The organism is Curtobacterium sp. PhB146 (assembly GCF_004342995.1).
Lineage (GTDB): Bacteria > Actinomycetota > Actinomycetes > Actinomycetales > Microbacteriaceae > Curtobacterium.
The window spans coordinates 1-16,744 of sequence record NZ_SMBN01000002.1 but is presented as its reverse complement, the minus strand read 5'-3'; the positions used below and the strand labels follow the sequence as shown (position 1 = coordinate 16,744).

Annotated in this window: 14 protein-coding genes; 8 read left to right on the top strand and 6 right to left on the bottom strand. The window is 68.9% G+C overall.

The window, feature by feature from the left end:
- Nucleotides 1-24: 24 nt before the first annotated feature.
- The 3 genes from EDF33_RS08405 to EDF33_RS08395 all read left to right on the top strand — a co-directional run bounded on the left by EDF33_RS08405 (nt 25) and on the right by EDF33_RS08395 (nt 4,496).
- Complete coding sequence (locus tag EDF33_RS08405; RefSeq protein ID WP_132099800.1) at nt 25-2,757, top strand: LuxR family transcriptional regulator; 2,733 nt, start codon at nt 25-27, stop codon at nt 2,755-2,757.
- A gap of 138 nt (nt 2,758-2,895) precedes the next feature.
- Nucleotides 2,896-3,612: an alpha/beta hydrolase gene (locus tag EDF33_RS08400; RefSeq protein ID WP_243692408.1), complete on the top strand. Its 717-nt coding sequence runs from the start codon at nt 2,896-2,898 to the stop codon at nt 3,610-3,612.
- A gap of 47 nt (nt 3,613-3,659) precedes the next feature.
- Entirely contained in the window at nt 3,660-4,496 is an 837-nt protein-coding gene (locus EDF33_RS08395) for an alpha/beta hydrolase (RefSeq protein ID WP_132099798.1), read from the top strand.
- Nucleotides 4,497-4,618: 122 nt separating this feature from the next.
- On the opposite strand, the gene EDF33_RS08390 is transcribed toward EDF33_RS08395, so the two are convergent.
- Together EDF33_RS08390 and EDF33_RS08385 are read right to left on the bottom strand one after the other, a co-directional pair.
- Nucleotides 4,619-5,056 carry a hypothetical protein gene (locus EDF33_RS08390; protein ID WP_131880301.1) on the bottom strand — a complete coding sequence of 146 codons (438 nt, stop codon included), beginning with the start codon at nt 5,054-5,056 and terminating at the stop codon, nt 4,619-4,621.
- Between the two features lie 123 nt (nt 5,057-5,179).
- Nucleotides 5,180-6,358, bottom strand: a complete 1,179-nt coding sequence (locus EDF33_RS08385) for a GDSL-type esterase/lipase family protein (RefSeq protein WP_165918758.1) — start codon at nt 6,356-6,358, stop codon at nt 5,180-5,182.
- Nucleotides 6,359-6,448: 90 nt separating this feature from the next.
- Between EDF33_RS08385 and EDF33_RS08380 the strand changes: the two genes are divergently transcribed.
- Nucleotides 6,449-7,942, top strand: coding sequence for a family 20 glycosylhydrolase (locus EDF33_RS08380; RefSeq protein WP_132099796.1), 1,494 nt, complete (start codon nt 6,449-6,451; stop codon nt 7,940-7,942).
- A gap of 74 nt (nt 7,943-8,016) precedes the next feature.
- Here EDF33_RS08380 and EDF33_RS08375 read toward each other — a convergent pair whose 3' ends face one another.
- Entirely contained in the window at nt 8,017-8,958 is a 942-nt protein-coding gene (locus tag EDF33_RS08375) for a LysR family transcriptional regulator (RefSeq protein ID WP_132099795.1), read from the bottom strand.
- 119 nt (nt 8,959-9,077) lie between these two features.
- Between EDF33_RS08375 and EDF33_RS08370 the strand changes: the two genes are divergently transcribed.
- Nucleotides 9,078-10,037, top strand: a complete 960-nt coding sequence (locus EDF33_RS08370) for a putative oxygenase MesX (RefSeq protein ID WP_132099794.1) — start codon at nt 9,078-9,080, stop codon at nt 10,035-10,037.
- 32 nt (nt 10,038-10,069) lie between these two features.
- Nucleotides 10,070-11,119 carry a methionine synthase gene (locus EDF33_RS08365; protein WP_132099793.1) on the top strand — a complete coding sequence of 350 codons (1,050 nt, stop codon included), beginning with the start codon at nt 10,070-10,072 and terminating at the stop codon, nt 11,117-11,119.
- 166 nt (nt 11,120-11,285) lie between these two features.
- Here EDF33_RS08365 and EDF33_RS08360 read toward each other — a convergent pair whose 3' ends face one another.
- Together EDF33_RS08360 and EDF33_RS20110 are read right to left on the bottom strand one after the other, a co-directional pair.
- Complete coding sequence (locus EDF33_RS08360; RefSeq protein WP_279388050.1) at nt 11,286-12,131, bottom strand: serine hydrolase; 846 nt, start codon at nt 12,129-12,131, stop codon at nt 11,286-11,288.
- Between the two features lie 110 nt (nt 12,132-12,241).
- On the bottom strand, nt 12,242-12,481 hold the full coding sequence (locus tag EDF33_RS20110) for a PLDc N-terminal domain-containing protein (RefSeq protein ID WP_165918757.1): 240 nt from the start codon (nt 12,479-12,481) through the stop codon (nt 12,242-12,244).
- A 120-nt stretch (nt 12,482-12,601) separates the two neighbouring features.
- On the opposite strand from EDF33_RS20110, the gene EDF33_RS08350 reads away from it, so the two are divergent.
- Complete coding sequence (locus EDF33_RS08350) at nt 12,602-12,943, top strand: SdpI family protein (RefSeq protein ID WP_165918756.1); 342 nt, start codon at nt 12,602-12,604, stop codon at nt 12,941-12,943.
- A 130-nt stretch (nt 12,944-13,073) separates the two neighbouring features.
- Nucleotides 13,074-13,499, top strand: a complete 426-nt coding sequence (locus tag EDF33_RS08345) for a PRC-barrel domain-containing protein (protein WP_132099789.1) — start codon at nt 13,074-13,076, stop codon at nt 13,497-13,499.
- A gap of 683 nt (nt 13,500-14,182) precedes the next feature.
- On the opposite strand, the gene EDF33_RS08340 is transcribed toward EDF33_RS08345, so the two are convergent.
- Complete coding sequence (locus EDF33_RS08340; RefSeq protein ID WP_165918755.1) at nt 14,183-15,730, bottom strand: choice-of-anchor D domain-containing protein; 1,548 nt, start codon at nt 15,728-15,730, stop codon at nt 14,183-14,185.
- Between the last annotated feature and the right edge of the window lie 1,014 nt (nt 15,731-16,744).

The window sequence follows — 16,744 nt, the reverse complement described above, 5'->3', positions numbered from 1 at the left end:
CAGCAGCGCTGCCATACTGACGACGTGACGAAGGCGCAGCCCGTCATCGGGCGTGAGCGGGAGACCTCGGCTCTCCGAGACGCGGTCGGTCACGTGGACAGCGGTGGTTCCGCGTTCGTGATCGACGGCGAAGCGGGCATCGGCAAGTCGTCGCTGGTCGCCGATGTACTCGAGCACGCGAGCCTCCACGGACTGCGAGTGCTCACGACGACCGGCACCCTCGCCGAGTCGGCGGAGCCGTACTCAGCGCTCCACATGCTCCTGTACCCGTTGCGCGGCGGCATCGCGAACCTGCCGTCGCCGCAGCGACGGGCGTTGGACGTCGCGTTCGGGGTCGCCACGGGAATCCAGCCGTCGCCGCTCCTCGCCGGACTCGCCGCGCTGACCCTGCTGTCGGACGCGGCGGCCGAACGTCCGCTCCTGATCGTCGCCGAGGACCTGCACTGGATGGATGCACCCTCCGAGTGGGCGCTCCGCATGATGGCCCGTCGCGTCGGCGAGGACCCGGTCGTCATCGTCATGACCACGCGGAACACCGATGCAGTGGAGAACCCGGGCATCCGACGCCTGCACCTCCGTCCACTCGACCAGTCCGCTGCCGACGAACTGCTCGACGGAGTGCCTGGAGCGCCGACGGGGCAAGCGCGACGCGACCTCGTGCTCCGCGCCGAGGGCAATCCCCTGGCACTGCACGAGCTCGGCCGGTCAACTGCGGCGGCCGAGCGCACGCGGGAACGACCCGTCGTCGGACGGGTCGAGCAGGAGTTCGCGGATCGGTACACGGAGCTCGACCAAGGGGTCCGGTTGGCGATCCTCGCCGTGGCACTGTCCGGTGGCACCGTCGCCGAGGAAGCCGCCCGAGTCGCCGCACGCGCAATCGGCAGGTTCCCGACGCCGACCTGGACCGAGCAGGCATCAGCGGCCTCGCTCCTCGAGTGGGTCGCACCCCGTGCAATCCGGTTCCGGCACCCGCTCGTGCAGTCGGCGGTCCTGTCGGTGGCGTCACCGCCGGAGCGCACCGCTGTCCTCCGGTCGCTCGTGCTCGAGCACCAGGACGACCCGGCACGGACCATCTGGTGGCGCGCCGAGCTCGCCACCGGTCACGACGATCCCCTCGCGGACGAGATCGCCGCGCTCGGCGACGAACGGACCGCGATGTCCGACACCTTCGTCGCGAGCCGGGCGTACGAGCGTGCCGCCGAGCTGACGTCGGACGTGGCCCGACGCGTCGAGCGTCGCATCGTCGCGGCGGAACTCGCCGGGCTGTCCGGCAGGACCTCAGACGCGTCGCTCTTGGTGCAACAGGCTCGCGGCGAGGCGCCTCCCGGGTTGCTCGCGGCGCGCGCAGCGTGGGTCGCCGAGACCCTGCCCACTGGTCGGACGGGCCTGGCAGTCGGCGACCTCGGACCGGCGCTCCACGCCGTCTCCGAGATGCAGCTGGCAGGCGGGGTCGAACACGCCACCGCCGCACTGCTCCACCTGGCCGCGATCGCCTGGGACCACACTGCCGAGGCGGACCCGGGCGACCCGATGCTCGTCGTCGTCGAAGCCCTCGCGCTTCCAGAGGACGACCCTCGGTCGATCCTGCTTGCCGCCCGGACCGAGCCGCTGGCCCGGGGCGATCGTGTGCTGGAGCTCGCGTTGGCGGCGGCGCCCGCGGCCCTGGACGAAGAGACCGCGTGGCTCCTCGGGTACGCGCTCAACCTCGTGGGCGAGATCGACACGGCTCGTGTCCTGCTCGACCGTGCCCTCGCGAGCATGCAGACGCGTGGCGAGTTGCGGACGTTCCCGCAGGCCCTCATGGGGACCTCGATGACCACGTACCTCGCCGGGGACGTCGCCCGGGCGCGCGCCCTCGCGCAGCAGGCCGCGTCGCTCGGACGGGACCTGGGCGACGCCGGGTTCTCCGCCGCGGCGCGGTGCGCGCTCGCCTGGTTCGACGCCCTCGAGGGCGAACAGCCCGACACCGAGCGGATCGCCGGCGGGACCGAGGCGGGCGCGCAGGTGCTCCGCTCGAGTGCGATGCGCGCAACGCTGCTCGGCGCGACCGGATTGGCGCACCTGGTCTCCGGCCGGGCAGCGGACGCACTCGAGCCCCTGCGACGTCTCTTCGACCCCGACGACGACGCGTTCAACCCGACCTTCGCCGTGCTGACCTCCCACGACTACGTCGATGCCGCGTTGGAGTCCGGCAACCGACCGGACGCCGAGCAGCGGTTGGCGGACCTCGAGCGGCTCCACGAGCGGTGGCACGCTCCCCTGGTGCGCACGGCCGTCCACTCCGCCCGGACCGCGCTCCTGTCGGACGACGACCTCGAGTCGGCGTGGGCGACCCTGCAGCACGATCGTTGGCCGGTCCCGTACGTGCAAGCGCGAGCGCTCCTCCGACTCGGTCGCCGTCTGCGTCGCGCAGGGCGGAGCACCACCGCCCGAGCAGTCCTGCACGCAGCCCTGGACCTGTTCGAGGCGATGCCCGCACCGATCTGGGCAGAGCGGACACGAGACGCCATCCGGGCCACGGGCGAGCGCCTGCCGACGACGGGGCAACGCAGCATCGACCTGCTCACCCCGCAGGAGCTCCGGGTCTGCACGCTCGCAGCCCAGGGCCTGAGCAACCGCGCCATCGGCGAACACCTCTTCGTCTCCCCCAGGACGGTGGGCGCCCACCTGTACGCGGCGTTCCAGAAGCTCGGCGTCTCGACCAGGCAGCAGCTGCCGTCGGTTCTGGCCCCCGGGACGACCGCGGCGGACGACTAAGTCACACGACGCCACATCTCGGTCATCGTGACCGATGTGCACCGCCGGCCCGCGGCCCTAGCGTCACGGATGGAAGCAGACGCTTCCACCACCGACGGAGGTCCACGGCACCGGCTGTGGACCGGGACGGACCGCACCGTGACCGAATCGCCCACCATCGTCCTCATCCACGGAGCCTTCGCCGACGCCGCCAGCTGGGCGCCCGTAACGAAGCTCCTCCTCGATCAGGGGCACGAGGTCCTCGTTCCGCCCGTGTTCAACCGCAGCCTGTCCGGCGACGCGGCCTACATCCAGTCGTTCGTCGAGCAGATCGACGGACCGGTCCTGCTCGCCGGGCACTCCTACGGCGGTGCGATCCTCACCGTCGCAGGCGTCGCCGAGAACGTCGTCGGGCTCGTGTTCGTCGCCGCCTACGCGCTCGAGGAGGGCGAGAGCCTCGGCGCCCTCCAGGGCGGGTTCCCCGACAGCGACCTCGCGGCGAACCTCGTCTACGCGCCCTACCCCGTCGACGGCGCCGAGCCCGGCACCGACGTCTCGGTGGCCATCGACGCCTTCCCCGCGGTCTTCGCGGGCGGCCTCGACCTCGAGAAGGCCAAGGTCCTCGCAGTGTCGCAGCGCCCGCTGTCCGCGGTTGCGTTCGGCGAACCCGCATCCGTCGCGGCGTGGAAGACCAAGCCGTCCTGGGGCATCGTCTCCAGCGCCGACCACACCATCAACCCGGACGTCGAGCGTTTCGGCTACCAGCGCGCCGGGGTCCGCAAGGTGGTCGAGATCGACGGACCACACCTGGTGATGCAGACGCACCCCGCCGAGGTCGCGGCGTTCATCACCGACGCCATCGCCGAACTCGGCTGACCACCCACCGACCACCACAACCGAACACCAGCCACAGGAGACCGACCATGGGTTACGTGACCACCGACGACGGTGCAGAGATCTACTTCAAGGACTGGGGCAACGCCGACGCGCAGCCGATCGTGTTCCACCACGGCTGGCCGCTGTCCTCCGACGACTGGGACGCGCAGATGCTGTACTTCCTGGCCGAGGGCTTCCGCGTGATCGCGAGCGACCGACGGGGCCACGGGCGCTCCTCGCAGATCGGCACCGGCCACGACATGGACCACTACGCCAGTGACGTGTCCGCCGTCGTCGAGCGCCTCGATCTGCACGATGCGATCCACATCGGACACTCCACCGGTGGTGGCCAGGTCGCCCGCTACGTCGCGAAGTACGGTCAGCCGCAGGGCCGGGTCGCCAAGGCCGTCCTCGTGTCCGCCGTGCCGCCCCTGATGGTGAAGACCGACGCGAACCCCGAGGGCACCGACATCTCGGTCTTCGACGGGTTCCGCCAGGCACTCGCCGCCAACCGCGCCGAGTTCTTCCAGGCCGTCGCCTCCGGCCCGTTCTACGGCTTCAACCGTGACGGCGTGACGCCGTCCGAGCCGGTCATCGCCAACTGGTGGCGTCAGGGCATGACGGGCAGTGCCGTCGCGCACTACGAGGGCATCAAGGCGTTCTCGGAGACGGACCAGACCGAGGACCTGCGCGCGATCACCGTGCCCGTCCTCGTCCTGCAGGGCGACGACGACCAGGTCGTGCCCTACGCGGACGCCTCGCTGAAGCAGGCCGAGCTCCTCAGCGACTCGACCTTGAAGGTCTACGAGGGCTACCCGCACGGCATGCTGACGACCCACGCGGACGTCATCAACCCCGACATCCTCGCGTTCATCCGCGGCTGACCTCGCTGACGCTGCGTTCGCAGCGACCCGGACTGGAGGCGCGGTGCGGGTGAGTCGATCGACTCACCTGCACCGCGCCTCCAGTCCGTTGCCCACCGTGCGTCGGCGGACCGGCCGGCGGTTCAGAACAGGTAGCCGCCGGACGCGACGTCCGTGACGAACTCAGCGACGACGAAGGCCGCCAGGAGGCCGGCGAGCGTGCCGAGAGCGGCGAAGGACCCCGGTTGCCACCGGCGCCGACGGGCGACGACCCAGCACGTCCCGACGACGGCGATGACACCCGAGACGAGTGGATACGCGATGAGGACGACCGAACTCGCGTCGTCGTTGCAGTTCCTCGCGGTGTCCGTGCACCCGACGAAGGCCATCTGGCTGAGCACGACCCAGAACCAGGCGAGGGGCGCGGCGACGTAGGTGACGGCCAGCGTGACAGCGGTCACGACGAGGTCGATCGCGCCGGGCTTCGTCGGGACGTACGGTGTCCGAGGCTGCGCTCGTGCCGGGCGGAGGTACGCGTCCTCATCGGGGCCGAGCCACTGGTGGTTGCGTTGCTCCCCCATGCGCTCACGCTAGTGGATCGTCGCACCACTCCGGGGAGCGGCAGCACCATCGCCTGAACCGGACCACGCGGCGGACGGGAGGCACGGAGCACGCTGACGCCGCGCCTCCCGCCCGTCCGCCCCTCAGTCACCCTCGTGCGCAGCCAGGGTGGCGAGTACGAGCTTCGTGATCCGACGCTGCCCTTCGTCGTTGGGGTGGATGCCGTCCGTCGAGTAGATCCCCGTCCCGGAAGTGTCGGCCTCGGGGAAGGTGTCAGCCATGCTGACGTACGCGGCTCCGCCCTTCGCTGCGGCACGCTTGATCTCGGCGAGGTAGCTCGACCACTCGCTCGACATGCCGTCCGTCATGCTCGAGGCCGGGGTGAACTCGCCGATCACGAGCAGCGAGGGCTTCGAGGGGAGCGCTGCGAGCGTCTCGAGGAACGCCACGTACTGGGCGCCGAGCTCGTCGGGTGTGAGATTCGCCGCGTCGTTGCCACCCAGCGTGATGGTGATGAGGTCCGGCGCAGCACGACGCATCGCCGTCAGGAAGCCCTCTTGGTTCTTCGTGAACGTCGCGATCGTCGAGCCCGAGTGCGCGGAGTCGTAGCGGTGGATGCCCGCGTCCCGGTCGCCGTCGTAGATCGTGAACCCCAGCAAGGAGAACGGCGCGACGGCGGTGACGGTCACCGTGTGCTCCCCGCTCGACAGTCCGTCCACCTTCGTGATCGTCCCGGTACTGGCAGTCCCGGTCGTGGCGACGGTCGTCGGTGCGGCTCCGTCGACGCTGTAGGTGAAGTCACCGGACCCGGGGTAGCGCGCCCACCAGATGTCGATCCCGGTGCCCGTGAAGCCGTAGCTCCGCGAGGCGCCCGCCTGCATGCCGACCGATCGGTAGCCGAGGTCGGGGGTGGTGATGTCGAACTGGCTCTCCCCCGTGCGCGCCGTCGCCCAGTCACCCCAGGTCGAGTCCGGTTCGTACACGGCGAACTGCGCCGGGAGGTACCCGGCCCCTCCGGTGACCCCGTTCGTCGGGTGCTCCGTGCGCAGCTGGTCGAGCGTGAGGTCCATCCACCGGGTGGAGCGTGACGAGGCGCCCTGCCCCTCGGTGATCGAGTCCCCCAGGGCGACCCAGTTCGCGGGCGCCTCGGTCCGGTCGGCCACGGCGGCGTTCCAGGTCGCGAGCGGCTCGGCGACCTCCGGGGTCTTCGCCGCGGAGCACCCCGTCGCGACGATCGACACGATTGCGACGACCAGGCCGGCGACGAGCCGGGGCGCCCCGCGACGCCGACCGCGATCGGTGGTGCGCTCGTGGCCGTTCACGTTGTCTCCCCTGGGTGGGATGTGGTCCGCGACCGGGCGCCGGGTCGGGCAATGCTAACCGCGCAACCCTGGTGAACTACCGTCGTCTCCGTGCCTTCCTCCACCGGAACTCCGGACCCGACTGCCGGTCCAGCGACCGCGCCGCACTCCGTCAGACGGACCATCGCGGTCGGTCTGGCGATCGCCGTGTCGGCAGCAGCGCTGGTCGGCATCGATGCGGTCGTCGGATCAGCGGACACCGCAGCGTCGCCGGTGACGGTCACCAAGGTCACCGCAGCGTCCACCGTCACCTCGACCGGCAGCGCCGTCCGGACCACCCTGAAGGTCAAGAACACCACCTCGGTGCGGAAGCCGGCTTCGTCGGCCTGGCTCTCCCTGTCGACCGGCACGGAGAAGTACTCGCTCGGCCGGGTCGCGGTGAAACCACTCGCCCCGGGCTCGAGCACGACGGTCAGCGCGGTCCGCACGACGCCTTCCCGTGCCGCGGCCGGGAAGTACTCGGTCCTCGCCTGCGTGGGTGCGTACTCCGGGCAGCACTGCCGCACGTCTGCTTCGACCGTCACCACCAAGCCGACGCCCCGACCACGTCCCCAGACCGGCGTGATGCTCGACGTCGCTCGCGCCTACTACCCCGTGGCACTGATCAAGCGGTACATCGACCTGCTCGCCGACGACGGCGGCCGCTTCCTGCACCTGCACCTCACCGATGACCAGAACGTCGGGATCGAGAGCAAGGTCCTCGGTCAGACCCTCGCGAACGCCGATCTCGACCACGGGGTCTACACGAGCCGCGTGACCGGTCGTCCGTTCCTCAGCGCCGCACAGGCACGCACGATCGCCGAGTACGCGGCGAAGCGGGGCGTGGCGATCGTGCCCGAGGTCGACACCCCCGGCCACATGGCTGCCGCCTTCGCCCTGCTCGAGGCGGAGCACGGCACGAAGTGGGTCGACCGCATCCGTTCAGGCGAGAGCGAGCTCGACCCGTCGGCGCCGGGCAGTCTCGCGCTGGCGACCAAGCTGTACGCCGAGGTGCAGCGGACGTTCCCGTCCAGTCGCACCGTGCACATCGGTGGAGACGAATGGGGCGGCGACGTCACCGCCGTCCAACGCGTCGCGTGGATGAACGCGATGGCGGCCGCGCTCGGCAACCGCGAGGTGTGGGCCTGGAACGACGGGATCGATCGCGCTGCGGTCGGGCGACTGGATCCGCGCATCCACGTCACGTACTGGAGCTTCGACGGTGACACCGAGGACGCAGCGGAGCGCCGCGAACGCCGAGCGCGACGGGCCAGTGCGGTCGACCTGCAGCAGGCCGGGATCGACCTGCTCAACTACAACTCGTACTACCTGTACGAGGTGCCGACCGACCTCGACCCGGCCGACAGCGAGTACACCGTCGCCGATCTCCGCGAGCACTGGTCGCTCCGGACGTGGGACGGCGATTCCGGAGCTCGTCTCGCTGCTCCGATGTCGGGCGCGGCCGTCGCGATCTGGGGCGAGGACCTCGAGAGTCCACCTGCTGACGCGCTCCTGCGGTGGAGCGCGCCGCACGTGAAGGCGATGATCGAGACCGCAGCCTCCTGACGGACGCGTGACGGGCCTCCAGTCCGACCGCCGGAACCACCGGATCCACCGGATCCACCGGATCCACCGCCGGCCTACCCGAGCGGCTCGACGCCGTAACTGGTGACCACCGCGCGCAACTCGTCCAGGTACGTCTGCGCCTGCACGGTGAGGGGAACCGAGGCGTGCGCGATCCAGCCGATCTCGATGCGTTCGTCGACGTCGAGGGGGATGGCGACGATCTCGGGGTCGAGGTCATCGCTGATGAGCCCGGTGGAGATCGTGTACCCGCCGAGGCCGATCATGAGGTTGAAGATCGTCGCCCGGTCCGACACACGGATCTCCCGCTTGCTCGACATCGTCGACAGGATCTCCTCCGCCAGGTAGAAGGAGTTGTTCGCGCCCTGGTCGAACGTCAGCCGCGGCAGGTCGGCGAGGTCCTCGAGGGTCGCACGCTCCCGTGACGCGATGGGGTTCCGCCGGGCCACGAAGATGTGCGGCTCGGCGACGAACAGTGGTGTGAAGACGACCCCGGCGTCCCGCAGCAGCTTGCCGAGCACCTGCTTGTTGAAGTCGTTGCGGTAGAGGATTCCCACCTCGCTGCGCAGCGTGCGGACGTCCTCGATGATGTCCCACGTGCGCGTCTCACGGAGCGAGAACTCGTACTCGTCCGCAGCTGCGGCTTCGACCATGCGGACGAAAGCCTCCACGGCGAACGAGTAGTGCTGGGAGGACACCCCGAGCAGCCGGCGCGACCGCTGCCGGCCGACGTACCGCTGCTCGAGCAGGGAGACCTGCTCGATGACCTGCCGGGCGTACCCGAGGAACTCGACGCCGTCGACGGTGAGCACGACCCCCCTGGCCGATCGCACGAAGAGGGGACGCCCGATCCGGGTCTCGAGGTCCTTCATCGCCGCGGACATCGTCGGCTGCGACACGTAGAGCAGATCGGCCGCGGCGCTGATCGAGCCCTCGGTCGCGACCTCGATGAAGTACCGGAGCTGCTGCAGGGTGATGTCGTTCGAAACCCGAGCCATAGGCCGAGGCTATACCGCTGCATAGCGTCTCGGTATTACCTGATGGCCTGCGGTTCCCGTCATGATCAAGGAACCCCTTCCCCAGTGCCCTCGGGTGCTCGACGAACAGATTGCCGACCATGGCGAACGACCTCACCTTCAGCATCACCCGGACCCGGTTCGACGAGGACTACTCCCCCGCCGAAAGCTCCCGGCTGACCACGAACTTCGCCAACCTGGCGCGCGGCGATCACCGTCAGCAGAACCTCCGTGCTGCGCTCGCGATGATCGACGGACGCGCGAACGACCTCTTGGCTGCCGGGGACCGCTACCGCCTGGAGCTCGACATCGTCTCGGCCGCACTGGCGTTCTCCGATGGTGGAGCCGACGCCGAGTTCCCGCTGCTCGAGATGCTCGACGTCACGATCGTCGACCAGCACACCGGCGAGCACCACCACGGCATCCTCGGCAACAACTTCTCGTCGTACCTGCGCGACTACGACTTCTCGGTGCTGCTGCCGTCGCTGCCGTCTCTGCCCGAGGACTTCGGGGCGCTGCACGGGGCGCTCTTCCAGCGCTTCCTGGAGTCCTCCGCGTTCCGCTCGGACTTCACTGCCGAGCCCGTCGTCTGCATCAGCGTCTCGACGAGCCAGACCTACCGCCGGACCGGGTACGTCCACCCCGTCCTCGGCGCCGAGTACGAGCACGAGCACTCCTCGCTCACCGACGACTACTTCGGCCGGATGGGCATGCGGGTCCGGTACTTCCAGCCCGCCGGAGCGTCGGCCCCGCTCGCGTTCTACACGCGCGGCGACCTGACCGGGGACTACACGGACCTCCAGCTCATCGGCACGATCGCCACCATGGAGACGTTCCAGAAGATCTACCGCCCGGAGATCTACGCCGCGAACACCGCGGCCGGGAGCACCTACCGCCCCACCCTCGACCACACCGACTTCACGCCCACCCCGGTCACCTACGACCGTGAGGAGCGCAGCCGCCTCGGGATCACCCAGGGTCGGTGGACCGAGGAGCACCTCGTGACGCCGCACCACGCGCTCCTCTCGCGTTTCGCTGCCGACGCCGCCGTTTCCCTCTGACCTCGTTCTCTCCTGACAGGACCCGCACCCGCATGACGTCTCTCCTCCCCACCTCGATCGTCGGCAGCCTGCCGAAACCGTCCTGGCTCGCCGAGCCCGAGAAGCTCTGGTCCCCCTGGAACCTGCAGGGCGCATCGCTCACCGAGGGCAAGCAGGACGCCCTCCGCTCAGCTGTCCACGAGCAGGAGCGCCGCGGCATCGACATCGTGAGCGACGGCGAGCAGACCCGCCAGCACTTCGTCACGACGTTCATCGAGCACCTGGACGGCGTTGACCTCAAGCGCAAGGAGACCGTCCGGATCCGTGACCGGTACGACGCGGCCGTCCCGACCGTGGTCGGTGCCGTGAGCCGCCGGGCGCCCGTGTTCGTGGACGACGCTCGCTTCCTGCGCGCGCAGACCGACCGGCCGATCAAGTGGGCGCTCCCCGGCCCGATGACCATGATCGACACGCTCTCCGACCAGCACTACAAGAGCCGCGAGAAGCTGGCGTGGGAGTTCGCCACGATCCTCAACCAGGAAGCCCGGGAGCTCCAGGACGCCGGCGTCGACATCATCCAGTTCGACGAGCCCGCCTTCACCGTCTTCCACGACGAGGTGCAGGACTGGGGCGTGGCCGCACTCGAACGTGCCACCGAGGGCCTGCGCGCCGAGACCGCCGTGCACATCTGTTACGGCTACGGCATCGAGGCGAACAACAAGTGGAAGGAGACGCTCGGGGCGGAGTGGCGGCAGTACGAGCAGTCGTTCCCGCTCCTGCAGCAGTCGTCGATCGACATCGTGTCGCTGGAGTGCATCCACTCGCACGTTCCCCTCGAGCTCGTCGAACTCATCCGTGGGAAGAAGGTCATGCTCGGGGCGATCGACGTCGCGACCGAGACCGTGGAGACCCCGGAAGAGGTCGCGGAGGTGCTGCGTCGGGCGCTCGAGTTCGTCGACGCCGACAAGCTCATCCCGAGCTCGAACTGCGGGATGGCTCCCCTCGCCCGTGGGGCCGCGCTGGACAAGCTCGGTGCGCTGTCCGCTGGGGCGGACATCGTGCGGGCTGAGCTCGTCGGCGCGGCGGTCCCGTCGGCGCGTTAGTCGTCATCAACCGCAGGGCGGCTCCCCTCCAGAAGCAGGAGCCGCTCTGTTCGTTGCGTCCGCCGCGTGCGCGGCTCTCGATCCGGCCTGGAGGCGCGGCTGCGGCCCGGCCGACAGGTCGCGTTGGTGCTGCCGTCACCCTTCACCGCCTCCACCGGCTCGGTCATCAGCCGTCGCGTTTCGATCGCACCTCCTGCTCGATGAACGCCGTGGCGATCGCGTCGGCCGCGCGCGGGGCCTTCGCGAGCGTGTGGACCACGGCGGTGACTCCTGCCGCGTTGGCGATGACCGCTCCTGCCGCTCGCACCTCTCCGTTGATCCAGATCGATGCTCCTTCCCGCTGCCAGCTCACCGTGCGGGAGTGTCCAACTCCGGGTTCGAGCGCCCAGTCGGCGTAGCGACAGAGATCGTCGAACGTGGACCAGACGCCACCTGCAGCCGCGAACGACGATTCTCCGAGCGCCCATGGCTGGATCGCGCGACCGAAGAGCTTCGGCGCCACCCGGTCTGCGTCCGCCGGTACGAGGGCCGCCGAGCTGATCCCCGCCGGCTCGAGGACGTGCTGGCGTACAGCGGCGAACCAGTCGCCGTGCACCTCGTCGAGTACCGCGCCGAGCAGCGCGTATCCCAGGTTCGAGTACGCGAACTGGCCCCGCGGCGTGACCGGCACTGCTGTCCCGAGATCCAGAGGCACGCCAACGGCCTTTCGGTACGGGTCGCCGAACAGGCGATCGTGCATCGTGACTGGAAGCCGTGGCAAGCCCGAGGTGTGGTGGACGAGGTCAGCAACCGTCATTTCGGCATCGGGCACCTCGGGCAGGTAGTGCGCGACCGGCCGCTCGACCTCGAGTGTGAGCCAGGCCGTCGTGCCGACGAGTCCCTTCGTGATGCTCCCCCACTCGAGCATCGAGGCAGTGGCGTAGGGCCCACGGGGCTCACGGACGGTTCGCCAGCCGTCAGCTGTGCGAAGACTCGCACGCCAGAGCCCTCGAAGTTCACACGGGGTCCGCACCTGATCTCTCCCTCCGCAGAAGCGTCGTCAGGGCGTCTGCAGCGCCTATCCGCCGCGACCGGACTCGGGACTGGCGGCTCGGAACAGCACCGCTCGCCACTCGATGAGGATCAGGCGTCGTCATCGAGGTACCGGAGCCTCTGCCGCTTCCCACGGAACCGAACGGCGAACCACGACACCGGACCGACGAAGGGGACGAAGAGGACGACGAGAGCCCAGGCGAGCAGATGCCGTCCCGTCAGTGACGCGGCTCTGATCAACGACGTGAGAGCTGCAAGGGCAAGCAACAGCCCGAAGAAGCAGACGCTCATCGCGGCACCATCCAGCGCCGTCGGGACGAGAGGACTCACGCCCAGTCCTCCGTCGGTCTCGACATTCCGTCCGCTGCCCTTCTCGGCGACGAAGAGGTGACTACCGAAACATTGCCGTTCATACATCGGCACACTAGCGTCGAACTCATGGATGGAGCAATGGTGTTTGCGCTGGCTCTCGAGGTCGGTGCCGCGGTACTCGTGACCTGGGTGACCTGGAGAGCCGCGAACGGGTCGCTGGCTCGGAACGATCTCGCCGGCGTCCGGACCCGGATCACCATGTCCAGCGATGCGGCCTGGCGCATCGGGCATCATGCGGCACTGCGTCCCACGATCATCAGCGGGACGATCACCGCGGCGTGGTGCCTGACCAGCATCAGCCTTGCTCCGCTCCGCCATCCGGTCTCGGTCCTCGTGGCCGCAGGAGTGCTCGTCGGCGGCGCACTCCTGTCGATTCCGGTGGCGCACCGTGCCATCCGTCGAGCCTCCCTCGAGAGCTGATCGCGAAGTCGCCGCTCCCGGCATATGCGCGCCACGCGCCGGACGGGAGCCGCGGTGCCAGCTGGCACCGCGCCTCCTGCCCAACCACGCGTTACCGCGAAGCGTCAGGCGCACGGCGTTGACTACGCCCATGATCTCCAAGAGCCTCATCCATCAGGTCGAGAGCGCGACGGTCCGGGATCGCGACGGCGAGTCGGTCGGCAAGGTGACGCAAGTGTTCCCCTCCGACGAGGACGGAAGCGCTGCCTACGTCAGCGTCGCGACGGGAATGCTCGGGAGACACCAGGCGCTCGTCCCGGTCGAGGACGCCACCTTCGACGGTACGGATCTGCACGTCGGGTACACGAAGAACGCAATCAAGGGCGCGCCATCCATCGGAGTCGGACAGACCCTGTCCCCTGCCGAGGCGAACGCCGTCCGCAAGCACTTCGAGCTCTCCCCCGCCGGCAAGGCCACCGGCGACATGGGCGACGCGCACGAGAACCTCGATCAGGCCGGGACAGGACCGGCCGGCGCGGACGACACCGAGGGCGCAGGGACGACGCCGCCGGCGTGAACGGTGCCTGAGCGATGACATCCGCCTGCGTTCCCTCCTCCCTACAAGCGGACCTCGGCGCGCCCCGCCCACGTGCCAATAGGGGTCTTGAGCCGAGCGTGCGCCAGCGGCTCAACAGACGATCCGATACCGGCGGGATCTCGCAGGGCTCGGGGGTGGCGGTGGACGAGGGCTCTGGCTGGGCACCCTTCGCCGATCGCCGTCGTGCAGGGTGGCCGCTAAAGGACTACGGCCAGGACGACCCATCCGACGATCGCTGATGCCGCTACCAGCAAGAGCGGGGAGACCGACCCTGGTCGCCCCTCAGATGGTCGTCGCCGCTCTTGCACGACGACGAAAACGACGCTGGCTACGAGAACCCCAAGTACGACGGCCCATACCGCCCACCAGGCACCCCCACGTCCCAGTGCGAAGGCAAGCCAGCCGCCCTGGGCCGGAAGTAGGAGGGCTCCACCAACTCGGTCGGCCACCTCACGTCGTCGCCGGCCACGGTTCCGCCGCGCGCCGGGCTCACGATCACGGACCATCCGCCCAATCTAGCGAGCGAGCAGGCTATGACCCGATTCTGTCAACCGCCGTGGTTTCGGAGCTTCCAGCACGTCCGGTCGACGATCGCCGGTCGAGACGAGCTTCGAACGCCCCGACCACGTCACGTGGTCGGGGCGTTCGTCGTCGCGCCGTAGTTATCCCACGGTGACGGGGACGGAGTACGACGCTGTCCCCTTCCCGGCGGCGTTCACTGGGGTGACGTAGACCATGTCGTTCCCCGCGGGCAGTCCGGTCAGTGTCAGCGGGCTGGACGTTCCGGTGACGGTGTGTCGGTAGTCGGCGAGGATGTAGCTAGTGATGGGCAGCCCGCCGTTGCTGGTTGGGGGTGTGAACGTGACGGTCACGGAACCGCTCCCAGCTGTCACGTTGGTGATGGTCGGCCGGCCGGGGGCTGTGACGGTCACCGGCGGAGTGCCGAACCGGGCGACGGCAGGCTTGCTGACGTTTCCGGTGGTGTCCACCGCGAACAGCACCACCGTGTACTGCTGACCGGACGGAACGGCTGGCACTGTCGCTGAGGTGCCGGACACGGTGAGCGGTGTTCCGCTCTGCAAGGTTGCGCCGGCCCCGCTGCCTTGCACGAGCCGTGCCACGACGGACTTCGCGTCCTTCGACGTGGACGCCTTCCAGGTGACCTTCTGCGGCGAGGTCGCCGTCACCGTAACTGCGGTCGGCGCTGCCGGTGCGGTCATGTCGGCGCGTGCCTGCCACTGCAGCGCACCGGTCTGCGCGTTCTTGTCGACGCAATACTGGGTGAACGACAGGTTCACAGCGTCCGGGAGCCCGGTGACCGGGTCGAGGGTGAACTGCTTCACGGTTTCCGTGCCGGTGGTGTCGCAGCCCATGGAACGCACCGTGGTGAGCAGGGAGTACCCGTTCCCCTGCCCGTGGATGTAGGTCTTTCGCGTGCCGACGGGGATAGGGCCGTCGCCGGGCCCTTCGACGAAGACTCTGAGAACGCTTCCACTGCCGTCGAGGTTGTCGGCGTTGAACGTCCAGCCTCCGAAACCCGCTCCGACCGTCATCGCCGAGTTCGCGCCGGTGACCTTCGTTGTCTTCCCGTTGTTGACGATGTCCTTCCCGGATGAGGAGATACCCGTCGTGCCGAGGAACGCGGACCCGGTCAGCGGCACCGACCTGGTCGCCGTGCCGACCTTCATGCTCAAGGCCGCGTTCAAGGGTCCAGCAGCTTTCGGCGCGAAGCCGACCTTGAACGTGCAGGTGGCGCCGGCGGCGAGGGTTGCCTTGCAGGTGCTGTTGCTGGCGGAGAACGACGTCGCGTTCACCCCGGTGACGGTCGGAGCTCCGAGTGTGACCGCGGCGGTCCCCGTGTTGTGGAGCGTCTCGACCTGCGTCGTCTTCGGCAGGCCGATGAACGTCTTCGCGAAGACGATGTTCCGAGCGCCGAAGACGACGGATCCGGCCGGGTCCTCCCCGAACCGGAACTCTCCGATCCCGGGTACGACCGCGTCAAAGCGGGTGATAGCCCCGTTGGTGGGGTCGGATGCGAGGTCGAGGATGTTGAAGTCGCCGTAGATGTACTCGCCGTTGACGGTCAACGTTGGCACTTTCGCGAGGTCGGACTGCTGCGTCCCGACGAGGCGGTAGCTGCCGGTCGTCAACGGTTTCCCGCTCGGCGGCGTCAGGATGAACGACGCGCTGCTGGTGCTCGAGACCGTCATCCGCGCGTCGATGCCGCGGGTAGTGTCCGCGACGAGCCGTCGCACGTTCGCGCCATCGGCGAACTGTGGCAGGCCACGCTCCGAGTAGTACGGGGAGAGGATTTGCAGAACCCCGCCGGTAGGTGGAGGTGTCGGTGTCGCTGCGGATACTGCGTCGAGCCCGACGAATCCGAGCGCGCTGGCGGTGAGGAGCGTGGCAGCTGTCATCGCTGCCGCGCGTGTGAAGCGCTGCATGTGTCGTCCGTTCTGGTCCCCGCGTCAGTCCCACCCAGGGACGACGCCGCTGACGCTACTCGCGACGTACCGCTCTGGAACGAGCGGTGCGGGAACCCGCAACGCGGCGCCGGTGACCAGGCATCATTACCGTCCAGCCCACGCCTCAGAGCAGCATCAACCGGTCCGCGTGCAAAAAACGTGACGCGATCGGCCGGAGCAGAAGGCTGGCAGCATCATGAAGGGAAATCATCACGCTCGACCCCGGTGGGACCGTCCGAACCCTCGCGCTCGTCGATGAACCCGAGCACGCCCATCAGCTCATCATTCGAAGTGACCCACCCGTCCGGTTCGTACACGACGGCCGAGCCTGGTGCGCCACGGAACTGCCGCACGTTCGGTTGACTGCTGAGAGGTAGGGGCGGCGGCTCCTGAGAGACAGCCCGTTGATGGATCGTTCAGTGAGACGAGGGCGCCGGTGGTGGTGTCTATGCTGCTGCACGATGTCGACGATCTGCCCGAGCACCTTCGATAGGTGGAGATGTGACCTGATCCTTGGTCACTCTGGAGAGCACGAGTGTGTCTACGGGAGCGAGCGGGTGCGTTGGAACGAGCGGGCCACAGGTCACGCGCTCCGTGAACGAACTCGATTGCCGAGGTAACTGGCGGCACGTCGGACGTCGCCTGCTTCCCCTCCTCGGAAACAAGCAACGCCCCGTCGCGAGCGACGGGGCGTTGGCCGTTCCGGTCTGCCATGCACAGCCGGAGTACGTGGGGTGTTACTTGATCTGTGCGGTGATG

Coding starts and splice junctions, on each gene's coding strand:
- EDF33_RS08365 (WP_132099793.1), top strand. CDS start 10,070: ATGACGTCTCTCCTCCCCACCTCGATCGTCGGCAGCCTGCCGAAACCG.
- EDF33_RS08390 (WP_131880301.1), bottom strand. CDS start 5,056: ATGGGGGAGCAACGCAACCACCAGTGGCTCGGCCCCGATGAGGACGCG.
- EDF33_RS08395 (WP_132099798.1), top strand. CDS start 3,660: ATGGGTTACGTGACCACCGACGACGGTGCAGAGATCTACTTCAAGGAC.
- EDF33_RS08375 (WP_132099795.1), bottom strand. CDS start 8,958: ATGGCTCGGGTTTCGAACGACATCACCCTGCAGCAGCTCCGGTACTTC.
- EDF33_RS08370 (WP_132099794.1), top strand. CDS start 9,078: ATGGCGAACGACCTCACCTTCAGCATCACCCGGACCCGGTTCGACGAG.
- EDF33_RS08350 (WP_165918756.1), top strand. CDS start 12,602: ATGGTGTTTGCGCTGGCTCTCGAGGTCGGTGCCGCGGTACTCGTGACC.
- EDF33_RS08340 (WP_165918755.1), bottom strand. CDS start 15,730: ATGACGGTCTCGAGCACCAGCAGCGCGTCGTTCATCCTGACGCCGCCG.
- EDF33_RS08345 (WP_132099789.1), top strand. CDS start 13,074: ATGATCTCCAAGAGCCTCATCCATCAGGTCGAGAGCGCGACGGTCCGG.